Raw genomic sequence first — 17,483 nt, forward strand, 5'->3', positions numbered from 1 at the left:
ATCCATACAAGGCGGAAACAGCGTCGTCTGAGTGCGTTCCGCACCAACAATGAAGCGACCCATGCGATCCTCCAAACCGTCGGATCATACTACCATATCTACCGCGTTTTTACACAGTCTGGGTCGATTCCAGACGCTCCTTTCACCGGCCAGCTTTCGGACTTAACCGAGCAACTGAGGATCAGCCATAGTAACCCAACGGCAACAACATACGCAAAAAGCATCCTATTTCCCCACAGGCGACCCTTTCCACCTGTCCTATCCCGCCCCGGCCAGCCTACTAGGCTCTGTCTTTGAAACGTCCGATACATCGGGGCGCGGGCGCACGCGCGCATGCACTGTGAACTTCGGCGGAAGGCGGCAGAAATCAGCCGCAAAACATCAGCCTACAATCCTGATCGGATCGAGAAGCTTGCCCATGGCGAGCTACTTCAGATGATAGGGGAAAGTTGGTGGAGCCTAGCGGGATCGAACCGCTGACCTCCTGCATGCCATGCAGGCGCTCTCCCAGCTGAGCTAAGGCCCCATCGTTGCGCGGCATCATACCGCATCCCAATGGATCAGGCCATGTCCGGCATCAAGCCGTCGGCCAAATATAGAACACTCCTTGCGTGGCTTTGGAGTGTTAATCGAGGTCACTTGCAACCTCGCCACACCCCTCGCTTGCGCTCGGGAGTTTTGCCGGAAGCCGTCCCCCGGACGGCTTCTATTCCGGCAAAACTGGTGGAGCCTAGCGGGATCGAACCGCTGACCTCCTGCATGCCATGCAGGCGCTCTCCCAGCTGAGCTAAGGCCCCGTTTCCAGTGTCGGCGCCGTTGGGGCGGCGCCTCGGAGGCCGCTGCCATTAGGTGGCGGCGAACTCCTTGGCAAGCACAAAATTCAATTAATTGTCGTCGTCGCCATCGTCCCCGCCGGCGTCGACGCCCAGATCGTCGTCGCCGCCCAGATCGACGTCATTGTCCGGCGAATCGCCGTCATCATCCACGTCCAGATCCAGGTCCAGATCGTCGTCCGCCGTCTCGATCTCGCCATCGGCGGTTTCGATGACCTTCTTGGGCGCTTCCTCATAGGGCAGCGGCTGCTTCGACTTCAGCACCGGTTCCGGTTCCCAGGCCGTGCCGCAGTTGATGCAGGTGACCGGGTCATCCTTGCCCAGGTCGTAGAAGCGCGTGGCGCATTTCGGGCAGGTACGCTTCGTGCCCCATTCAGCCTTGACCATGTCCGGCCTTGTCCTTCTCTTGCGAGTGCTCAAAACAGAAATTACGCGGCACGACAGGGTCGTCCGCGAAGAGACGGCGCCTTGCCATAGCGAAACCGCGCTGTCAAAAGCCGGGCGCATTTTTTCAAGTTTTGCAGACGGATTGACCCGTGACCGCTTCTTCCGACCAGCCCATGCCCATGACCTTCACCGCCGCCCCGGCCCTTTCCGGCTCGATCGCCGTGCCGGGCGACAAGAGCATTTCGCACCGCTCGCTGATGCTCTCCGCGCTGGCCGTGGGCGAGAGTCGGGTCGAAGGGCTGCTGGGGGGTGAGGACGTCCTCGCCACCGCCGCCGCCATGCGGGCGATGGGCGCGGACATCCGCAGGGATGCGGACGGCATCTGGCACATCCATGGGGTGGGCGTCGGCGGCCTGCTCCAGCCGGAAAGCGCGCTCGACATGGGCAATAGCGGCACCTCCACCCGCCTGCTGATGGGGCTGGTCGCAAGCCACGCCATCACCGCCACCTTCGTGGGCGACGCCTCCCTCAGCAAGCGCCCCATGGCCCGCGTCACCGATCCGCTGTCGCGCATGGGCGCCAGCTTCACCACCAGTCCCGGAGACCGCCTGCCCCTTAGCATGCGCGGCGCCTGCCCGGCCGTGCCGCTGGACTATCGCCTTCCCGTGGCATCGGCGCAGGTCAAGTCGGCCATCCTGCTCGCCGGCCTCAACACTCCCGGCATCACCCGCGTGGTCGAACCGATCCCCACCCGCGACCACAGCGAACGCATGCTCAAGGGCTTCGGCGCGGACCTCGACGTGGAGGTCGAAGCCGACGGCACCCGCATCATCACGCTCAAGGGCGAAGCCGAACTCCACCCGCAATCGATCATCGTTCCCGGCGACCCCTCCTCCGCCGCTTTCCCGATGGTTGCAGCCCTGCTGGTTCCGGGATCGAACGTGACCATCGCCAATGTCGGCCTCAACGCGACGCGCGCCGGGCTGGTCGATCTGCTGCGCGAGATGGGCGGCGACATCGTCATCGAAAACCCGCGCGAGGTCGGCGGAGAGCCGGTGGGCGATCTCGTCATCGCGGCCTCGACGCTGAGGGGCGTCGAGCCCGATCCGGCCCGTGCCCCGTCGATGATCGACGAATATCCCGTCGCCTTCATTGCCGCCGCCTTGGCGCAAGGGCGCAGCATCTTCCGCGGCCTGGAAGAATTGCGCGTCAAGGAATCGGACCGCATCGCCACCATGGCGGCAGGCTTGCGCGCCATCGGCGTGCAGGTCGAGGAACTGGAGGACGGCATCGTCATAGAGGGCAGCGGTGGCGCGCCCCTCCCCGGCGGCGGCCCCGTCGCGACGAAGCTGGACCACCGCATCGCCATGAGCTTCGCGGTCGCAGGCCTCGTGTCCAGCAATGGCGTCACCATCGACGACATGCGCCCCGTCGCGACCAGCTTCCCGGGTTTCACCGCTTTGCTGCAATCGCTCGGCGCACTCGCATGACGTTCGACCTTGCCAATATCCTGGGACTGATCGGCAGCGGCCTGATGGTCATTGCCTATGCCTATAGCAACATGGCGAAGGTGCTGAGCTTCACCCTCTTCAACCTGCTTAACCTGGTCGGCGCGGTGCTACTGATCTACTCGCTGACGGTTCATTTCAACGTCGCGTCGATGGCGCTGGAAGTCATATGGGCCTTCATCGCCCTGATCGGCCTCGCCAAGGCGCTGCGGAAAGGCAAAGCATCATGATCATCGCCGTCGACGGCCCCGCCGCATCGGGCAAGGGCACCATCGCCAGGGCGCTGGGCCGGCATTACGGCCTGCCCGTGCTCGATACCGGCCTGCTCTATCGCGCCGTGGGCCTTGCCGTGCTCAAGGCCAGCGGCGACCCGGACCATGAAGCCGATGCGCTCGCCGCCTGCGACTTCGACGACGCCATGCTGAAAGATCCCGCGCTGCGCAGCGAAGCCGTCGGCTCGCTCGCCTCCCGCGTATCGATCCACCAGAGCGTCCGACAGGCCCTCGTCAGGCGCCAGCGCGACTTCGCGACCCAACCCGGCGGCGCGATCCTGGACGGGCGCGACATCGCCACCGTCATCGCCCCCGATGCCGACGCCAAGATCTTCGTCACCGCCAGCGTCCATGTCCGCGCCCAGCGCCGCTATCAGGACGCGCTCGACCATGGCGGCCATCCCGACATGGACAGCCTGATCGCGGACATCCAGGCCCGCGACACCCGCGACATGAGCCGCGATCATGCCCCGTTGCGCATGGCCGATGGAGCGGACTTGCTCGACACCAGCAATTTGACTATAGACGCCGCCGTCCAGCAGGCCATTGCACTGGTGGACGCCCAGTTGGAACGTCGGCAACAGGCCTGACGCGATGCCGGGTGCCGGGGATTCCCAGGCGCCCTTTTCGCTTGTCCACAGGGCGTCGACTCGACATGGCCGAACGGATGTTCGCATGGGTATCCGGCCCTGCGGGCGCTTTGGCCTGAAAGACCACCGGACACAACCGGTAGGCCAGCAATGACGAGTGAAGGACTTACCTATGGCCTCTACGGCATTCCCCTCGCGCGACGATTTCGCCGCGCTTCTCAATGATTCTCTCGGTGGCGAGGATGGCGGCTTCGAAGGCCGCGTCGTCAAGGGCACCGTTACCGGCATCGAAAACGACATGGCGCTGATCGACGTCGGCCTGAAGTCGGAAGGCCGCGTGCCGCTGCGCGAATTCGCCGCGCCGGGCCAGAAGGCCGACCTGAAGGTCGGTGACGAAGTCGAAGTCTATGTCGACCGCGTCGAAAACGCCCATGGCGAAGCCATGCTGTCGCGCGACCGCGCCCGCCGCGAAGCCGCCTGGGACAAGCTGGAAGCCGAGTTCACCGAGAACGCCCGCGTGGAAGGCGTCATCTTCGGCCGCGTCAAGGGCGGCTTCACCGTCGACCTGGACGGCGCCGTTGCGTTCCTGCCCGGCAGCCAGGTCGATATTCGTCCGGTTCGCGACGTCACCCCGCTGATGGACATCCCGCAGCCCTTCCAGATCCTGAAGATGGATCGCCGCCGCGGCAACATCGTCGTGTCGCGCCGCGCCATCCTGGAAGAAACCCGCGCCGAACAGCGCTCGGGCCTCATCCAGACGCTGGCCGAAGGCCAGATCATCGAGGGCGTCGTCAAGAACATCACCGACTATGGTGCGTTCGTTGACCTGGGCGGCATCGACGGCCTGCTGCACGTCACCGACCTCAGCTACAAGCGCATCAACCACCCGAACGAGATGATCAACATCGGCGACACCGTCCGCGTCCAGATCATCCGCATCAACCGCGACACCCAGCGCATCAGCCTTGGCATGAAGCAGCTGGAAAGCGATCCGTGGGAAGGCGCCGCTGCCAAATATCCGGTCGGTGCGAAGCTGTCGGGCCGCGTCACGAACATCACCGAATATGGTGCGTTCGTGGAACTGGAACCGGGCATCGAAGGTCTGGTCCACGTTTCGGAAATGTCCTGGACCAAAAAGAACGTCCACCCCGGCAAGATCGTTTCGACCAGCCAGGAAGTCGACGTCATCGTCCTGGAAGTCGATCCCGAGAAGCGCCGCATCTCGCTCGGTCTCAAGCAGGCCCAGAACAACCCCTGGGACAGCTTCGCCGAACGTCACCCGATCGGCTCGACCGTCGAGGGCGAAGTCAAGAATGCGACCGAGTTCGGCCTGTTCATCGGCCTGGACGGCGACGTGGACGGCATGGTCCACATGTCGGACATCGCATGGGGCATTTCGGGCGAGGACGCGCTGGCCCTGCACCGCAAGGGCGAGACCGTCCAGGCCGTCGTTCTCGACATCGACGTCGAGAAGGAGCGCATCAGCCTTGGCATGAAGCAGCTTGAGCGTGGCGGCCCGGCCGCTGGCGGCACCACCGCCGCTGCCGCTGGTCTCAACAAGAACCAGACGGTCACCGTCACGGTTCTGGAAGTCCGCGACGGCGGCCTGGAAGTCCAGGCCGGCGAAGATGGCGCCACCGGCTTCATCAAGCGCAGCGACCTTGGCCGCGACCGCGACGAACAGCGTCCGGAACGCTTCCAGATCGGCCAGAAGTTCGACGCCATGGTCACCGGTTTCGACCGCGCCAAGAAGCCGACCTTCTCGGTCAAGGCCCTTCAGATCGCTGAAGAGAAGCAGGCTGTGGCGCAATATGGTTCGTCCGACAGCGGCGCCTCGCTGGGCGACATCCTGGGCGAAGCGCTCAAGGCCAAGAGCGAGGGCTAAGCCCTCCTTCGGTATCTAACTTAAGTAATATGGCCCGCCGGAACTTAACTCCGGCGGGCTTTTTCTATTCCCAAAATGAGAATGACATACCGATATTGGCTGATTGTCACAGCCATGAGGATTCATTATAAATAAACAGGGAACCAGAAGGGGGAGTCTGGAGGACCAATGATACGCTCGGAACTGATTCAGAAATTGGCTGAGGAAAATCCAAACCTCAACCTCCAGGAAGTGGAAAGGATCGTCGATCTTTTCTTCAAGGAAATAGTCGACCGCCTCTCCAGTGGAGGGCGAGTGGAACTTCGGGGCTTCGGCGCCTTTACGACACGGGCGCGCGACGCGCGTACCGGCCGCAATCCGCGCACCGGTGAACAGGTGCCGGTGGACGCCAAGCGGGTTCCCTATTTCAAACCCGGAAAGGAAATGCGGGAACGGCTGAACGGCAAAGCTGCCCACTGATCCAACCACATCCTTGACCTGTGCGTCGTTAGCCTTCAGGGGGTAACGGCCTCAAGCGGACGTGGCGAAATCGGTAGACGCAGCGGACTTAAAATCCGCCTCCCCCTGGGAATGCGGGTTCAAGTCCCGCCGTCCGCACCACAGCCTTTCACAGCATCTTTTCCGGTTTCCAGTGCTTATCGCTGGATATCCGCTGCATTTGTGGCGATGATCGGTCATGGCCGGCGCGATCAACCCACAGAGCTTCAGCGATTCCCTCGTCATCCTGGGAGCCGCGGGGCTTGTCATCCCCGGCTTCGCGCGGCTGCGGATCAGCCCGGTCATCGGCTTCATCCTCGTCGGGCTGGCGGTGGGGCCGTCGGGATTGGGCGCTTTGGTGGGCCAATATCCCTGGCTCTATCATGTCACCATTTCCAACAGGGCGGCGATAGAGCCTTTTGCCGAACTGGGCGTCATCCTGCTGCTTTTTTCCATCGGACTCGAACTCAGTTTTCGTCGTCTCTGGACTATGCGGACACAAGTATTCGGCGTCGGCGCGGCAGAATTGATCGGTGGCGGTACGCTGATTGCACTTGGCCTTTACTTGCTGGGCCAGCCACCGGCAGGCGCTTTCGGCCTGGGCCTCGCGCTGGCGCTGTCGTCCACTGCCGTGGTGCTGCCGATGGTGGGCACGCAAAGCGCCGTCGGCCGCGCGGCCTTTTCCATGCTGCTTTTCGAGGATCTGGCCCTCGTCCCCATCATCTTCATGCTGGGCGCGCTTGCGCCCTCGGTCGCTGCCAGTCCGGACGGCCCGTGGGGCGAACTGGCCGACACGCTGATCAAGAGCGGGATCACCATCGCCATCATGCTGGTCCTTGGCCGCCTCTGCCTGCCGCATATCTTCAGCCAGGCCGCCCGCACCAAGAGCCCGGAGGTGTTCCTGGCCGCCAGCCTGCTGGTCGTCATCATATCCAGCATGGCGACCTCGATCGCCGGCCTGTCTCCGATCGTAGGCGCCCTCCTTGCCGGGCTGCTGATCGCGGAAACCGATTATCATGGCGAGGTCGAGGTCATGACCGCGCCGTTCAAGGGACTGGCGCTCGGGGTCTTCCTCATCACCGTCGGCATGGGCCTTGACGTGCGAGTCATCCTGGCCAACTGGCCTACGCTCATTTTGGCGATGGTGGGCGTGGTCCTTGCCAAGACGATCGTCACCGCGGCCCTGCTCTACCTGTCGGGCGCGAGGAAGGGCGTGGCGCTGGAAGTCGGCGTGCTGATGTCCAGCCCTTCGGAAACCACCCTGATCGTATTGTCCGCTGCCGCTGCGGCCCAGTTGATCCTTCCTTCCACCGCGGCTTTCTGGCAGATCGTGACCGCTATCGGCCTTACCATCACGCCGCTGCTCGCACGGCTGGGACATGACATTGCGCGGCGGCTGGAAATGGCGCTGGGCGAAGAGGCGCCGGAAATCAACGAAGACCATGCCGAGGCAGCCGCCGTCGTAATCGGCTTCGGGCGCGTGGGGCGCATGATCTGCGACCTGCTCAACCTGCACAAACAGCGTTTCATCGTCGTGGAATCCGACCCGGACGTCGTCGCGGAAGCTCGGCGCGGAGGATATCCCATATTGTTCGGCGACGTGTCCCGCACCGAAATGCTCGACAAGCTTCGTCTCGGCCATGCACGGGCCTTGATCCTGACGATGGACGATCCTGTCCTGTCGGTTCGGGTGACGAAGCGTGTGCGGGGATGGGTGCCCGATCTGCCGATCATCGCGCGGGCACGGGACACCGATCATGCGGCCCAGCTCTATCGCGCCGGGGCCAGCGATGCGGTTCCGGAAACGCTCGAAAGTTCGCTCCAACTGGCGGAGACCGCGCTGGTCGACCTGGGCGTGGCGATGGGACCGGTGATCGCCTCCATCCACCAGACGCGGGAGGATCTGCGCATGGGCATCAAGGATGCTGCGCAGCTCGAAACCGCGCCCAAGCTGCGGCGGCTGCGGGCCGATGAGGTGCCTTAGGACGGACCTTGCGGTGGGCTGAAAACCGACCAGCCGGTGCGATGGGCCAGTTCTTCGAGCGCCAGCGTGCCAAGCTGGCTATTGCCATTTTCGTTCAGGCCAGGCGACCAGACGGCAATGGACGCGCGACCCGGCACGATCGCCAATATGCCGCCGCCTACCCCCGACTTGCCCGGAATGCCGACGCGGAAGGCGAAATCGCCCGAAGCGTCATAATGGCCGCAGGTCAACATCAGGGCGTTGATCCGCTTGGCCCGGCTGGACGAGACGACCCGTCCGCCCTCGGGATGCCGGCCGTCGAGCATCAGATAGCGGCCCGCAAGTGCGAGTTGACGGCAACTCATCTCGATCGCGCATTGGTGAAAATAGGTGCCAAGCACCAGATCGACCGGATGACGGATATTGCCGAAGGCGCGCATGTAATTGGCCAGCGCCATATTGCGAAAGCCGGTCGCCGTTTCCGACGCCGCGACGGTTTCATTGATGGCGATGCCGTCGTCGCCCGCCAGATAGCGGACGAAGCGCAGCATTTCTCCAATCGCGACGCGCGGTTGATGACCGCCCAGATTGACGTCCGCGACGACGACGGCGCCCGCGTTGATGAAGGGATTTCGCGGTATGCCCTGTTCCTGCTCCAACTGAACGATGGAATTGAAGGCGTTGCCGGACGGTTCCCGCCCTACCCGCTGCCAAAGCTGATCGCCTATCTTGCCGAGCGCGAGCGTCAGGGCGAACACCTTGGAGATGGACTGGATCGAAAAGCCGGTAGCGCAGTCGCCTCCCTCGATCAACCGGCCATCGGCGGTCGCGACAGCGATGCCGAACTGGCCGGGATCGACCTTGGCCAGTTCCGGAATATAGCTGGCGACCGTGCCGCGATCTTCCCGGCTCGCAGCATGAGCGACGATGTCGGCAATGATCGCGGGCAAGTCCATGAACAGATCGGCGTCCCACCAGGCAGGGTTGGATGAAAATGACTTGATAGAACGCCGCCGGCTCCTGCCCAACATAGCTGGGCAGGAAATTCTGAAAAGGGCTATGTGCTGCTGACAGGACGGGCGGCGCGATGAGCCATCCGCCTCAATCCCACAGCCTCAAGCCGTCGCCTTGGCCAATGCCCGATATTTGTGGAGCAGCGGTTCAGTGTAGCCGTTGGGCTGCGCCACGCCCTCGAAGACCAGGGCGCGGGCCGCCTGCCAGGCAAGGCTGTCCGGGTTGCCGCTCATCGGCCGGTAGAGCGGGTCGCCCGCATTCTGGGCATCGACCTTGGCGGCCATGCGGGTGAAGGCGGCGTCGACCTGTTCCGCCGTGCAGACGCCGTGAAGCAGCCAGTTCGCCATATGCTGCGAGGAGATGCGCAGCGTGGCGCGGTCTTCCATCAGGCCGATGTCATGGATGTCGGGAACCTTGGAGCAGCCGACGCCCTGATCGATCCAGCGGACGACATAGCCAAGGATGCCTTGCGCGTTATTGTCCAGTTCCTGGGCGATTTCCTCTTCCGACCAGTTGCGGCCCGGCTGCGCGACCGGAATGGCCAGCAGCTTGTCGAAGGGTGCGATGGCCTCGGCCTTGCGTTCCGCCTGGCGGGCGAAGACGTCGATGCGGTGATAATGAGTCGCGTGCAGCGTCGCCGCCGTGGGGGACGGAACCCAGGCCGTGTTGGCGCCGCTCCTGGGATGGCCGACCTTCTGGTCCAGCATGTCGGCCATGCGATCCGGCGCGGCCCACATGCCCTTGCCGATCTGGGCGCGGCCCGACAGGCCGCAGGCGAGGCCGATCTGGACGTTGCGGTCCTCGTAAGCCGTGATCCAGTCGCTGGTCTTCATCTCGCCCTTGCGGATCATCGGGCCGGCGCGCATCGATGTGTGCATCTCGTCCCCGGTGCGGTCCAGGAAGCCGGTGTTGATGAAGACGATGCGGTTCCTCACCGCCTCGATGCAGGCGGCCAGATTGGCGGAGGTGCGGCGCTCCTCATCCATGACGCCGACCTTCAGGGTGTGGCGGCTGAGGCCCAGCAGGTCTTCGATGGCGTCGAACAGGCGGTTGGTGAAGCCGACTTCTTCGGGACCGTGCATCTTCGGCTTGACGATATAGACGCTGCCGGTGCGGCTGTTGCCGCCTTCACGCTTCAGATCATGCAGGGCGATCAGCGTGGTGACGATGCCGTCGAGAATGCCTTCCGGGGCTTCCTGTCCGTCGGCGAGCAGGACGGCGGGCGTGGTCATCAGATGGCCGACATTGCGGACGAACAGCATGCTGCGGCCCGGCAGGGTGAAGGTGCTGCCGTCGGGCGCGGTATAGCCGCGGTCGGGGTTGAGGGCGCGGGTCATCATGGCGCCGTTCTTCTCGAACGTGTCGGTAAGATCGCCCTGCATCAGGCCGAGCCAGTTGGAATAGGCGGCGACCTTGTCCTCCGCATCGACGGCGGCGACGGAGTCCTCGAGATCGCAGATGGTGGTGAGCGCGGATTCGAGGATGACGTCGGCTATGCCCGCCGGATCGTCCTTGCCGATGGGGTGCGCGCGATCGAAGACGACTTCGATGTGCAGGCCATTATGGCGGAAGAGTCGGCCCTTCTCGCTCCGTCCGAGATATTGGCCGGGATCGGCAAGCTGGATGTCGTCGCTGGCGAGCTTGGCCCAGGAGCCGTTGGCGAGCGGTATCGCTTCATCCAGGAAAGCCTTGGCCCAAGCGATGACCTGCGCGCCGCGCTGCGCGTCATAGCCCCTGCCGGCCGCCGCGCCGGGAATCGCGTCGGTGCCGTAGAGCGCGTCGTAGAGGCTGCCCCAGCGCGCATTGGCGGCGTTCAGCAGGAAACGGGCGTTGAGGATGGGAACGACCAGCTGCGGTCCGGCGAGGCGCCCTATTTCCTCATCGACATTTTCGCTGCCGATCTGAAACGGCGCAGGTTCGGGGACGAGATAGCCGATGTCGCGCAGGAATGCCTGATAGGCGGCAGCGTCAACAGGCTGGCCTGCCCTTTCCCGATGCCAGCCGTCGATCTGCGCCTGGATCGCGTCGCGCTTGGCCAGCAGCGCCGCATTTTCCGGCGCGAATTGCGCGAAGATCGCGGCGGCGCCACGCCAGAAAGCACCGGCATCGATGCCCGTGCCGGGAAGCGCGCGCTCCTCGATGAAGGTGGCGAGTTGCTGCGCGACCTTGAGGCCCGCGCGATCGGTCATGCTGGTCATGGATGGTCTCCTTTGAACGGGACCATAGACGGGGTGCATTATGCGCGGTAGATGATATTATTCGAATTCAGTTTTTCCTCTGGTGAAACAAATGATGGACCCGGATTATGATCTTTTCGCGACGATCGTCGACGAAGGCGGCATGGCGGCGGCGGGACGAAGATTGCATGTCTCGCCCGCCATGGTGTCGAAGCGGCTGGTCCGGCTGGAGGATCGGCTGGGCACCCGGCTGATCCACCGGACGACGCGGCGGCTGGCGCTGACTCCGGCGGGCGAACGGCTGCATGAAGACCTGCGCGCGATCATGGCCGCGCTGGACGCGGCGGAGCGGCGCGTCTCCGGCGCTTCGGCGGAGGCGACAGGGACGCTGCGGGTATCCGCGCCGACATCCTTCGGGCGCATGCACGTCGCACCCTATCTGGGCCGGTTTCTGGAGGCGCACCCCAAGGTCCGGATGCAGATAGATTTGTCGGACGACTATGCCGACCTGCTGGCGACCCGCGCGGACCTGGCCATCCGCATCACGGCCGATCCAGGCCAGGGCCTTGCCGCTCATCGGCTGGCGACCAACCGGCGCGTGCTATGCGCTGCCCCCGATTATCTGACGCGCTTCGGCATGCCGCAGACCGCCGCCGATCTTCGCAAGCACCGCCTGCTGGCGGCGGAGGGACAATTGCCCTGGCGCCTGCTCGGACCCAAGGGGCCGGTCCTGATCGAAGGCGACAGCCATGTCCGCACAAACAGCAGCGAAATGGTCCGGGAACTGGCGCTTTCCGGGGTGGGCGTCGCCCTGCGCTCGCTCTGGGACGTGAGCGACGCCCTAGAGCGGGGCGATATTCGGCAGATCATGCCGGATCATGAGGGATCGGCGGATGTCGGCCTCTATGCCGTTCATCTGCCACAGAATAATCCGCCACTCGCCATCACCGCCTTCATTGATTTTCTTGTCGGACTATATGCCCCCAGCCCGCCATGGGAGCGGTCGGGCATTGCCCGCGCGGAAAAGCGGCTTTAAGGGCCATTTCATGGACGAAAACACCCGGCGCGCCGCCCTAGACTATCACCGCTATCCGCAACCCGGAAAGCTGAGGATCGAACCGACCAAGCGCATGGTCAACCAGCGCGACCTGGCGCTGGCCTATTCGCCCGGCGTCGCCGCGCCCTGCGTCGACATTGCCGCAGATCCCGAAAAGGCGATGGACTATACCGCGCGGGGCAATCTGGTCGCGGTGATCTCCAACGGAACGGCAGTGCTGGGCCTGGGCTCCATCGGCGCGCTGGCCTCCAAGCCGGTGATGGAGGGCAAGGCTGTCCTCTTCAAGAAATTCGCAGACATCGACGTATTCGACATCGAAGTCGACACCACCGATCCCGAGAAATTCGTGGAGGCCGTCGCCCTGCTGGAACCGACCTTCGGCGGCATCAATCTGGAGGACATCAAGGCGCCGGAATGCTTCGCCATAGAGGCGGAGTTGAAGAAGCGGATGAACATTCCGGTCTTCCACGACGACCAGCATGGCACCGCCATCGTGGTAGCGGCGGCGGTGCGCAATGCACTGGTGTTGCAGGGCAAGACGCTGGCGGATGCCAAGCTCGTCACCTCCGGCGCGGGCGCGGCGGCGCTGGCCTGCGTCGACCTGCTGGTGTCGATGGGCCTTCGACAAGAAAATGTCACGCTGACCGACAAGGACGGCGTCATCCATTCGGAACGCGAGGGCATGTTGCCGAACATGGCCCGCTATGCCCGCACCACCAATGCGCGGACCCTGCCCGACGTGCTGCCGGGGGCGAACCTGTTCCTGGGCCTTTCCGCGCCCGGCGTGCTGAAGCCCGAATGGCTGCCGCTGATGGCCCCCAATCCGCTGATCTTCGCGCTCGCCAATCCGGAGCCGGAAATCCGCCCCGAAGTGGCGCGGGAGGCGCGCCCCGACGCGATCATCGCCACTGGGCGGTCGGACTATCCCAATCAGGTCAACAACGTCCTGTGCTTCCCCTATATCTTCCGGGGCGCGCTGGATGCGCGGGCGACCGAGATCAACGAGGCGATGAAGGTCGCCGCCGCCGACGCCATCGCCAATCTCGCCCGCATGCCCGCCCATGACAGCGTCGCCCAGGCCTATGGCGGGCGCAAGCTGGTGTTCGGGCCGGACTATATCATCCCCACCCCCTTCGACCCGCGCCTGATCGCGGAGATCGCCTGCGCCGTGGCAAAGGCGGCCATGGACAGCGGCGTCGCCAAGCGGCAGCTCGACCTGGAAGCCTATAAGCGACAGCTCACGCAGCAGAATACGCGGTCGGCCCAGTTGATGCTGCCGGTGTTCGAGGCAGCGCGGGGAACGCAGCGGCGCATCGCCTATGGCGAGGGCGAGGATGAGCGCGTGCTGCGCGCCATTCAGGATGCGCTGGACGAAGGCATCGTCCGCCCGATCATCGTGGCGCGCCGGCGCATATTGAACCAGAAACTGCCCGACCTCGGCCTCAGCTTCGCGCTGGATCGCGATGTCGAGGTGGTCGATCCCGAAACGGACCATCTGCTGATGGGCGAACTGGTCGAGGCGTATCGCGCCGTCGCCGCGCGGCGCGGCGTTTCCTCGGCGGAGGTCGTGCGCCATGTCTATCGCCGGCCCAGCGTCACCGCGGCCATGCTGCTGCGCACCGGGCGGGTCGATGCGGCGCTGGTGGGCGGCAACAGCGAATATTGGGGCGAGGTCGAACATGTCCTGCGCATCATCGACCGCACGCTAGGCAACAGCCGGGTCTATGCGCTTTCCGGCCTTATCCTGGACGCGGGCGCGCTGTTCATCACCGACACCCATATGGTGCCCGATCCCACGCCCGACCAGATTGCGGAAATGGCGCTGCTCGGCGCGACTGAACTCAAGCATTTCGGGCTGACGCCGCGCGTGGCGCTGCTGTCGCATTCCAATTTCGGCGCGTCCCATTCCCCCAGCGCCCGCAAGATGCGGGAGGCGCTCAAGCTGGTGAAGAAGGCCGCGCCGGAACTGATGGTCGATGGCGAGATGCATGCCGATGCGGCGCTCAGCCAGGGATTGCGCGAGCGGCTGATCCCGGATTCGCGGTTCGAGGGGCCGGCCAACCTGCTGGTCATGCCCAATCTCGATGCGGCGAACATCACGTTGACGGCGTTGTCGGCTTCCTCCAGTTCGCCCACGGTCGGGCCGATGCTGGTCGGTCTGGCGCAGCCGATCCATGTGCTGACGCCCGGCGTGACGGCGCGCGGCATCCTGAACCTTACCGCCATAGCCGCGGCGGAGGTGGAACGGGAAGGCTGAAGCCTTAACCTTTTTCTGCAAAGGCTTTGGCTGCTACGGGTCGTCATCCCCGCTCCCGCGCGGATGACGACGATCTGGGGTAACGGACGGTTCATGGCGGGACGGGTTTCGACGCGGGTGAAGCTGGCGATCGGCGGCGGTGCGGCGGCGGTGATGCTGTTGCTGGGCCTGTCGTTCGGCCGCGGGCGCGATCTCCCTCCGCAGGGCAGGACAAGCGCTCAAAGGAGTGAAGCGCCGGAGCCGGCCAGGTCATCCCCGCCGGTCGAGCGCACCCGCGCCCAGCCCCTCGCGGTCGATCCGCACGCCCTGATGGTCAGGCGGGTGCTCCCCATCGAAGGCCCCTTCCGCCATGGCGATTATGTCTGGGACGAAAGCGGCGCGCCGGCGACCGGACGGGTCATCATCACGGTTGACCTCAAGGCGCAGACATTGTCGGTATTCCGCGCCGGTTATGAGATCGGATCGGCGGTCATCCTCTATGGCGCGGACGACAAGCCCAGTCCGCTTGGCGCGTTCCCGATCACGGAAAAGGACGCCGATCATTATTCGCGGACCTACAACAACGCGCCCATGCCCTACACGCTGCGCCTGACCAGCGACGGCGTGGCGATCCACGGCAGCGACGTCCATTGGGGCAATGCCACCCATGGCTGCATCGGCGTGCCAAAGCCGTTCGCGAGAAAGCTGTTCGGCGTGACCAAAGTGGGCGACCTAGTCGTCATCACCAATGGCAGGATGCTGGACACCAGCCATGCCCGACAGGCCATGTGAGTTGCGCAACTTATTGGCGTAATTGCAATAAAGTCATGTGAACATAACTTGATTTCAATCCGCAACTCTATCATGTGCGGACGGCATTCCTATCGCATCGCAACATGGAGCAACCGATGGCGCAGGCCAGCCGCGCGGTTCACCCCGCTCTCGTCATTCTCGCGCTCTCCATGGGCGCCTTCGCCATCGGCACGACCGAATTCGCGGCGATGAGCCTGCTGCCCTTTTTCGCGGGCGATCTGCGTATCAGCGAACCCATGGCGGGCCATGCCATCAGCGCCTATGCGCTGGGCGTTGTGGTCGGCGCACCGCTGATCGCCGTGCTGGGCGCGCGGCTGCCCCGGCGGAAGCTGCTGATCGGGCTGATGGCATGGTTCGCGATAGGCAATGGGCTCAGCGCCCTGTCGCCCGACTATACGACCATGCTGTTGTTCCGCTTCCTGAGCGGTCTGCCCCATGGCGCCTATTTCGGCGTCGCGGCGCTGGTGGCGGCGTCCCTGGTGCCGAATGACCGGCGCGCGCTGGCGGTGGCGCAGGTGATGACGGGCCTGACGGTCGCCACCGTCGTCGGCGTGCCGGTGGCGAACTGGACGGGGCAGGCGCTGGGGTGGCGCTGGGGCTTTGGCATCGTGGCGTTGCTGGCGGTGATCACGGTGACGCTGGTGGCGATCTATGCGCCGCGCGACGCCGGCGATCCGGAAGCCAGCCCGATGCGCGAACTGGGCGCGTTGCGCGAACCGCAGGTGCTGCTGACGCTGCTGACCGGCGCTATCGGCTTCGGCGGCCTGTTCGCGGTTTACACCTATGTCGCCTCGACGATGATTTCCGTGACCCATGTGTCGGAGGAGTTGGTGCCGGTGGTGCTGGCGATCTTCGGCATAGGCCTGACGATCGGCAATCTGGTTGCGGCATCCGCGGCGGATCGGGCGCCGAATCGGACCGCTATCGGCGTGCTGCTGTGGAGCGCGGCGTCGCTGGCGTTGTTCCCGCTGATGGCTGGCAATATCTGGAGCCTGTCGCTGGTGATCTTCCTGATCGGCTGCGGCGGGGGCCTGGGTAGCGTGTTGCAGACCCGGCTGATGGACGTGGCGGGCGATGCGCAGACGCTGGCGGCGGCGGCGCATAACGGTGCCTTCAATGTCGCCAATGCCCTGGGACCATGGCTTGGCGGGCTCGCGATCTCGGCCGGCTACGGCCTGACATCGACCGGGTGGATCGGCGCGGGATTGGCCTTGGGTGGCTTGGCGGTCTTCCTGCTGGCCTTGAACCTGCGCCAAAGGTCCTTGCGCTTGGCGGCGGTAGCCTGCGAGTAAGTCCTTCAACATCCCGCGTTCCGCCGTTCGCCGGAGCATGACAGGGTCCGAAGCGTCTAGTCCGACTCGCATAGCAGCCCGCCACCACTGTCGCGGGCCTGGAAAGCCGATGCGGCGTCGCTCGCCACGCGGGGGAAGCTGACGCCTTCGAGGGAGCCCCTTCCCTTGCAGACATTCGCGCAATTCATGTCGACAACGCCCGGCAGCGATAGTTGATCGCCGTCATATTGGGCCACCACGATGCAATGATCGCTATGGGAGAAGCTGAGGATCAGCTTGTCGCCCGCTGGCCGCGCGGAGCCCCTGCCCGCACAGCTCTGATCCTCCCCGAAGGTCGCCTCCAGGCCGAAGCGATAGTCGCCGTTTTTGGCCGGGATCACGCAAAGCGCATCGCGACCGGCTTCGTGATTGCGCTGGTAGAGGCCGATGGCAGGCACCTTGGCCGCATCAGCGATCACGCCGGTTTCGATCGCTGCGCGTTCGAGGCCGGAACTGGTCTGCATGCCGGTTTCGCGCGGCCCCTGCGTGGGCGCTGCCTCACGCTGGCACGCCGCGAGCAACAGCAATGCGGCAAGGCTAGTCGGCCGCATCGACAGCTGTCAGGCCTTCCGGGCCGATGCGGCGGAAGAAGCAGGAGCGCGCGCCGGTGTGACAGGTGGGACCGGCGGGTAGAGCCTTCACCCAGACAGCGTCCTGATCGCAATCGATGCGAAGATCGCGCACCTGCAACATATGGCCGGACGTCTCGCCCTTCTTCCAGAGCGACTGGCGGCTGCGCGACCAGAAATGCGCAAGGCCGGTATCGCGGGTAAGCTGAAGCGCCTCCGCATTCATATGCGCGACCATCAGTAGTTCCCCGCTGTCCACATCGGTCACGACGGCCGTGATCAGGCCGTCCTTGTCATATTTGGGATTGAGGGTCAGGCCCCGGTCACGTGCTTCGTCCATGAAGGCGGCTATAGAGGGCGGTGGCCCTCAT

General features: G+C 64.6%; 15 protein-coding genes and 3 tRNA genes. 11 read left to right on the forward strand and 7 right to left on the reverse strand.

Annotated features, from left to right (window positions below; translation table 11 throughout):
* Positions 1 to 450 precede the first annotated feature (450 nt).
* The 3 genes from A8G00_RS18165 to A8G00_RS18175 all read right to left on the reverse strand — a co-directional run bounded on the left by A8G00_RS18165 (position 451) and on the right by A8G00_RS18175 (position 1,220).
* Positions 451 to 526, reverse strand: a tRNA-Ala gene (locus tag A8G00_RS18165).
* Positions 527 to 721: 195 nt separating this feature from the next.
* A tRNA-Ala gene (locus A8G00_RS18170) sits at positions 722 to 797 on the reverse strand.
* 87 nt (positions 798 to 884) lie between these two features.
* Positions 885 to 1,220, reverse strand: coding sequence for a TIGR02300 family protein (locus tag A8G00_RS18175; RefSeq protein ID WP_007688826.1), 336 nt, complete (start codon positions 1,218 to 1,220; stop codon positions 885 to 887).
* Positions 1,221 to 1,369: 149 nt separating this feature from the next.
* On the opposite strand from A8G00_RS18175, the gene aroA reads away from it, so the two are divergent.
* The 7 genes from aroA to A8G00_RS18210 all read left to right on the forward strand — a co-directional run bounded on the left by aroA (position 1,370) and on the right by A8G00_RS18210 (position 7,936).
* A complete protein-coding gene (aroA, locus tag A8G00_RS18180; RefSeq protein WP_103001335.1) occupies positions 1,370 to 2,710 on the forward strand; it encodes a 3-phosphoshikimate 1-carboxyvinyltransferase in 1,341 nt (446 codons plus the stop codon).
* A complete protein-coding gene (locus tag A8G00_RS18185; protein WP_007688823.1) occupies positions 2,707 to 2,958 on the forward strand; it encodes a hypothetical protein in 252 nt (83 codons plus the stop codon). Before aroA ends, A8G00_RS18185 begins: the two co-directional genes overlap by 4 nt.
* Positions 2,955 to 3,590 carry a (d)CMP kinase gene (cmk, locus tag A8G00_RS18190; protein ID WP_025550487.1) on the forward strand — a complete coding sequence of 212 codons (636 nt, stop codon included), beginning with the start codon at positions 2,955 to 2,957 and terminating at the stop codon, positions 3,588 to 3,590. The genes A8G00_RS18185 and cmk overlap by 4 nt, the downstream gene beginning before the upstream one ends.
* A 172-nt stretch (positions 3,591 to 3,762) precedes the next feature.
* A complete protein-coding gene (rpsA, locus tag A8G00_RS18195) occupies positions 3,763 to 5,475 on the forward strand; it encodes a 30S ribosomal protein S1 (protein WP_044662092.1) in 1,713 nt (570 codons plus the stop codon).
* 168 nt (positions 5,476 to 5,643) lie between these two features.
* Positions 5,644 to 5,934: an integration host factor subunit beta gene (locus tag A8G00_RS18200; RefSeq protein ID WP_025549821.1), complete on the forward strand. Its 291-nt coding sequence runs from the start codon at positions 5,644 to 5,646 to the stop codon at positions 5,932 to 5,934.
* Between the two features lie 55 nt (positions 5,935 to 5,989).
* Positions 5,990 to 6,075: transfer RNA gene (locus tag A8G00_RS18205), tRNA-Leu, on the forward strand.
* 76 nt (positions 6,076 to 6,151) lie between these two features.
* On the forward strand, positions 6,152 to 7,936 hold the full coding sequence (locus A8G00_RS18210; RefSeq protein ID WP_044662091.1) for a cation:proton antiporter: 1,785 nt from the start codon (positions 6,152 to 6,154) through the stop codon (positions 7,934 to 7,936).
* On the opposite strand, the gene A8G00_RS18215 is transcribed toward A8G00_RS18210, so the two are convergent.
* Positions 7,933 to 8,871, reverse strand: a complete 939-nt coding sequence (locus A8G00_RS18215) for a glutaminase (RefSeq protein WP_103001352.1) — start codon at positions 8,869 to 8,871, stop codon at positions 7,933 to 7,935. The genes A8G00_RS18210 and A8G00_RS18215 overlap by 4 nt on opposite strands.
* A gap of 159 nt (positions 8,872 to 9,030) precedes the next feature.
* Positions 9,031 to 11,127, reverse strand: a complete 2,097-nt coding sequence (locus A8G00_RS18220; protein WP_103001336.1) for a malate synthase G — start codon at positions 11,125 to 11,127, stop codon at positions 9,031 to 9,033.
* 91 nt (positions 11,128 to 11,218) lie between these two features.
* Here A8G00_RS18220 and A8G00_RS18225 point away from each other — a divergent pair, with 91 nt between their 5' ends.
* The 4 genes from A8G00_RS18225 to A8G00_RS18240 all read left to right on the forward strand — a co-directional run bounded on the left by A8G00_RS18225 (position 11,219) and on the right by A8G00_RS18240 (position 16,504).
* Entirely contained in the window at positions 11,219 to 12,142 is a 924-nt protein-coding gene (locus A8G00_RS18225; protein WP_172451904.1) for a LysR family transcriptional regulator, read from the forward strand.
* Positions 12,143 to 12,152: 10 nt separating this feature from the next.
* Positions 12,153 to 14,420, forward strand: a complete 2,268-nt coding sequence (locus A8G00_RS18230) for an NADP-dependent malic enzyme (protein ID WP_103001337.1) — start codon at positions 12,153 to 12,155, stop codon at positions 14,418 to 14,420.
* A gap of 93 nt (positions 14,421 to 14,513) precedes the next feature.
* Positions 14,514 to 15,191 (forward strand): L,D-transpeptidase family protein, encoded by a 678-nt coding sequence (locus tag A8G00_RS18235; protein ID WP_172451906.1) that lies wholly within the window; start codon positions 14,514 to 14,516, stop codon positions 15,189 to 15,191.
* 116 nt (positions 15,192 to 15,307) lie between these two features.
* Entirely contained in the window at positions 15,308 to 16,504 is a 1,197-nt protein-coding gene (locus tag A8G00_RS18240) for an MFS transporter (protein ID WP_103001338.1), read from the forward strand.
* Positions 16,505 to 16,560: 56 nt separating this feature from the next.
* Here A8G00_RS18240 and A8G00_RS18245 read toward each other — a convergent pair whose 3' ends face one another.
* Together A8G00_RS18245 and hisI are read right to left on the reverse strand one after the other, a co-directional pair.
* On the reverse strand, positions 16,561 to 17,094 hold the full coding sequence (locus tag A8G00_RS18245) for a hypothetical protein (protein ID WP_103001339.1): 534 nt from the start codon (positions 17,092 to 17,094) through the stop codon (positions 16,561 to 16,563).
* Positions 17,081 to 17,452, reverse strand: a complete 372-nt coding sequence (gene hisI, locus A8G00_RS18250; protein ID WP_044662087.1) for a phosphoribosyl-AMP cyclohydrolase — start codon at positions 17,450 to 17,452, stop codon at positions 17,081 to 17,083. Before hisI ends, A8G00_RS18245 begins: the two co-directional genes overlap by 14 nt.
* Positions 17,453 to 17,483 lie beyond the last annotated feature (31 nt).

Origin of the sequence: Sphingobium sp. SA916, from assembly GCF_002894065.1 — a bacterium.
GTDB lineage: Bacteria > Pseudomonadota > Alphaproteobacteria > Sphingomonadales > Sphingomonadaceae > Sphingobium > Sphingobium fuliginis.

Coding starts and splice junctions, on each gene's coding strand:
- A8G00_RS18230 (WP_103001337.1), top strand. CDS start 12,153: ATGGACGAAAACACCCGGCGCGCCGCCCTAGACTATCACCGCTATCCG.
- A8G00_RS18235 (WP_172451906.1), top strand. CDS start 14,514: ATGGCGGGACGGGTTTCGACGCGGGTGAAGCTGGCGATCGGCGGCGGT.
- A8G00_RS18225 (WP_172451904.1), top strand. CDS start 11,219: ATGATGGACCCGGATTATGATCTTTTCGCGACGATCGTCGACGAAGGC.
- rpsA (WP_044662092.1), top strand. CDS start 3,763: ATGGCCTCTACGGCATTCCCCTCGCGCGACGATTTCGCCGCGCTTCTC.
- A8G00_RS18210 (WP_044662091.1), top strand. CDS start 6,152: ATGGCCGGCGCGATCAACCCACAGAGCTTCAGCGATTCCCTCGTCATC.
- hisI (WP_044662087.1), bottom strand. CDS start 17,452: ATGGACGAAGCACGTGACCGGGGCCTGACCCTCAATCCCAAATATGAC.
- cmk (WP_025550487.1), top strand. CDS start 2,955: ATGATCATCGCCGTCGACGGCCCCGCCGCATCGGGCAAGGGCACCATC.
- A8G00_RS18185 (WP_007688823.1), top strand. CDS start 2,707: ATGACGTTCGACCTTGCCAATATCCTGGGACTGATCGGCAGCGGCCTG.
- A8G00_RS18215 (WP_103001352.1), bottom strand. CDS start 8,871: ATGGACTTGCCCGCGATCATTGCCGACATCGTCGCTCATGCTGCGAGC.
- A8G00_RS18175 (WP_007688826.1), bottom strand. CDS start 1,220: ATGGTCAAGGCTGAATGGGGCACGAAGCGTACCTGCCCGAAATGCGCC.
- A8G00_RS18240 (WP_103001338.1), top strand. CDS start 15,308: ATGGCGCAGGCCAGCCGCGCGGTTCACCCCGCTCTCGTCATTCTCGCG.
- A8G00_RS18245 (WP_103001339.1), bottom strand. CDS start 17,094: ATGCGGCCGACTAGCCTTGCCGCATTGCTGTTGCTCGCGGCGTGCCAG.
- A8G00_RS18200 (WP_025549821.1), top strand. CDS start 5,644: ATGATACGCTCGGAACTGATTCAGAAATTGGCTGAGGAAAATCCAAAC.
- A8G00_RS18220 (WP_103001336.1), bottom strand. CDS start 11,127: ATGACCAGCATGACCGATCGCGCGGGCCTCAAGGTCGCGCAGCAACTC.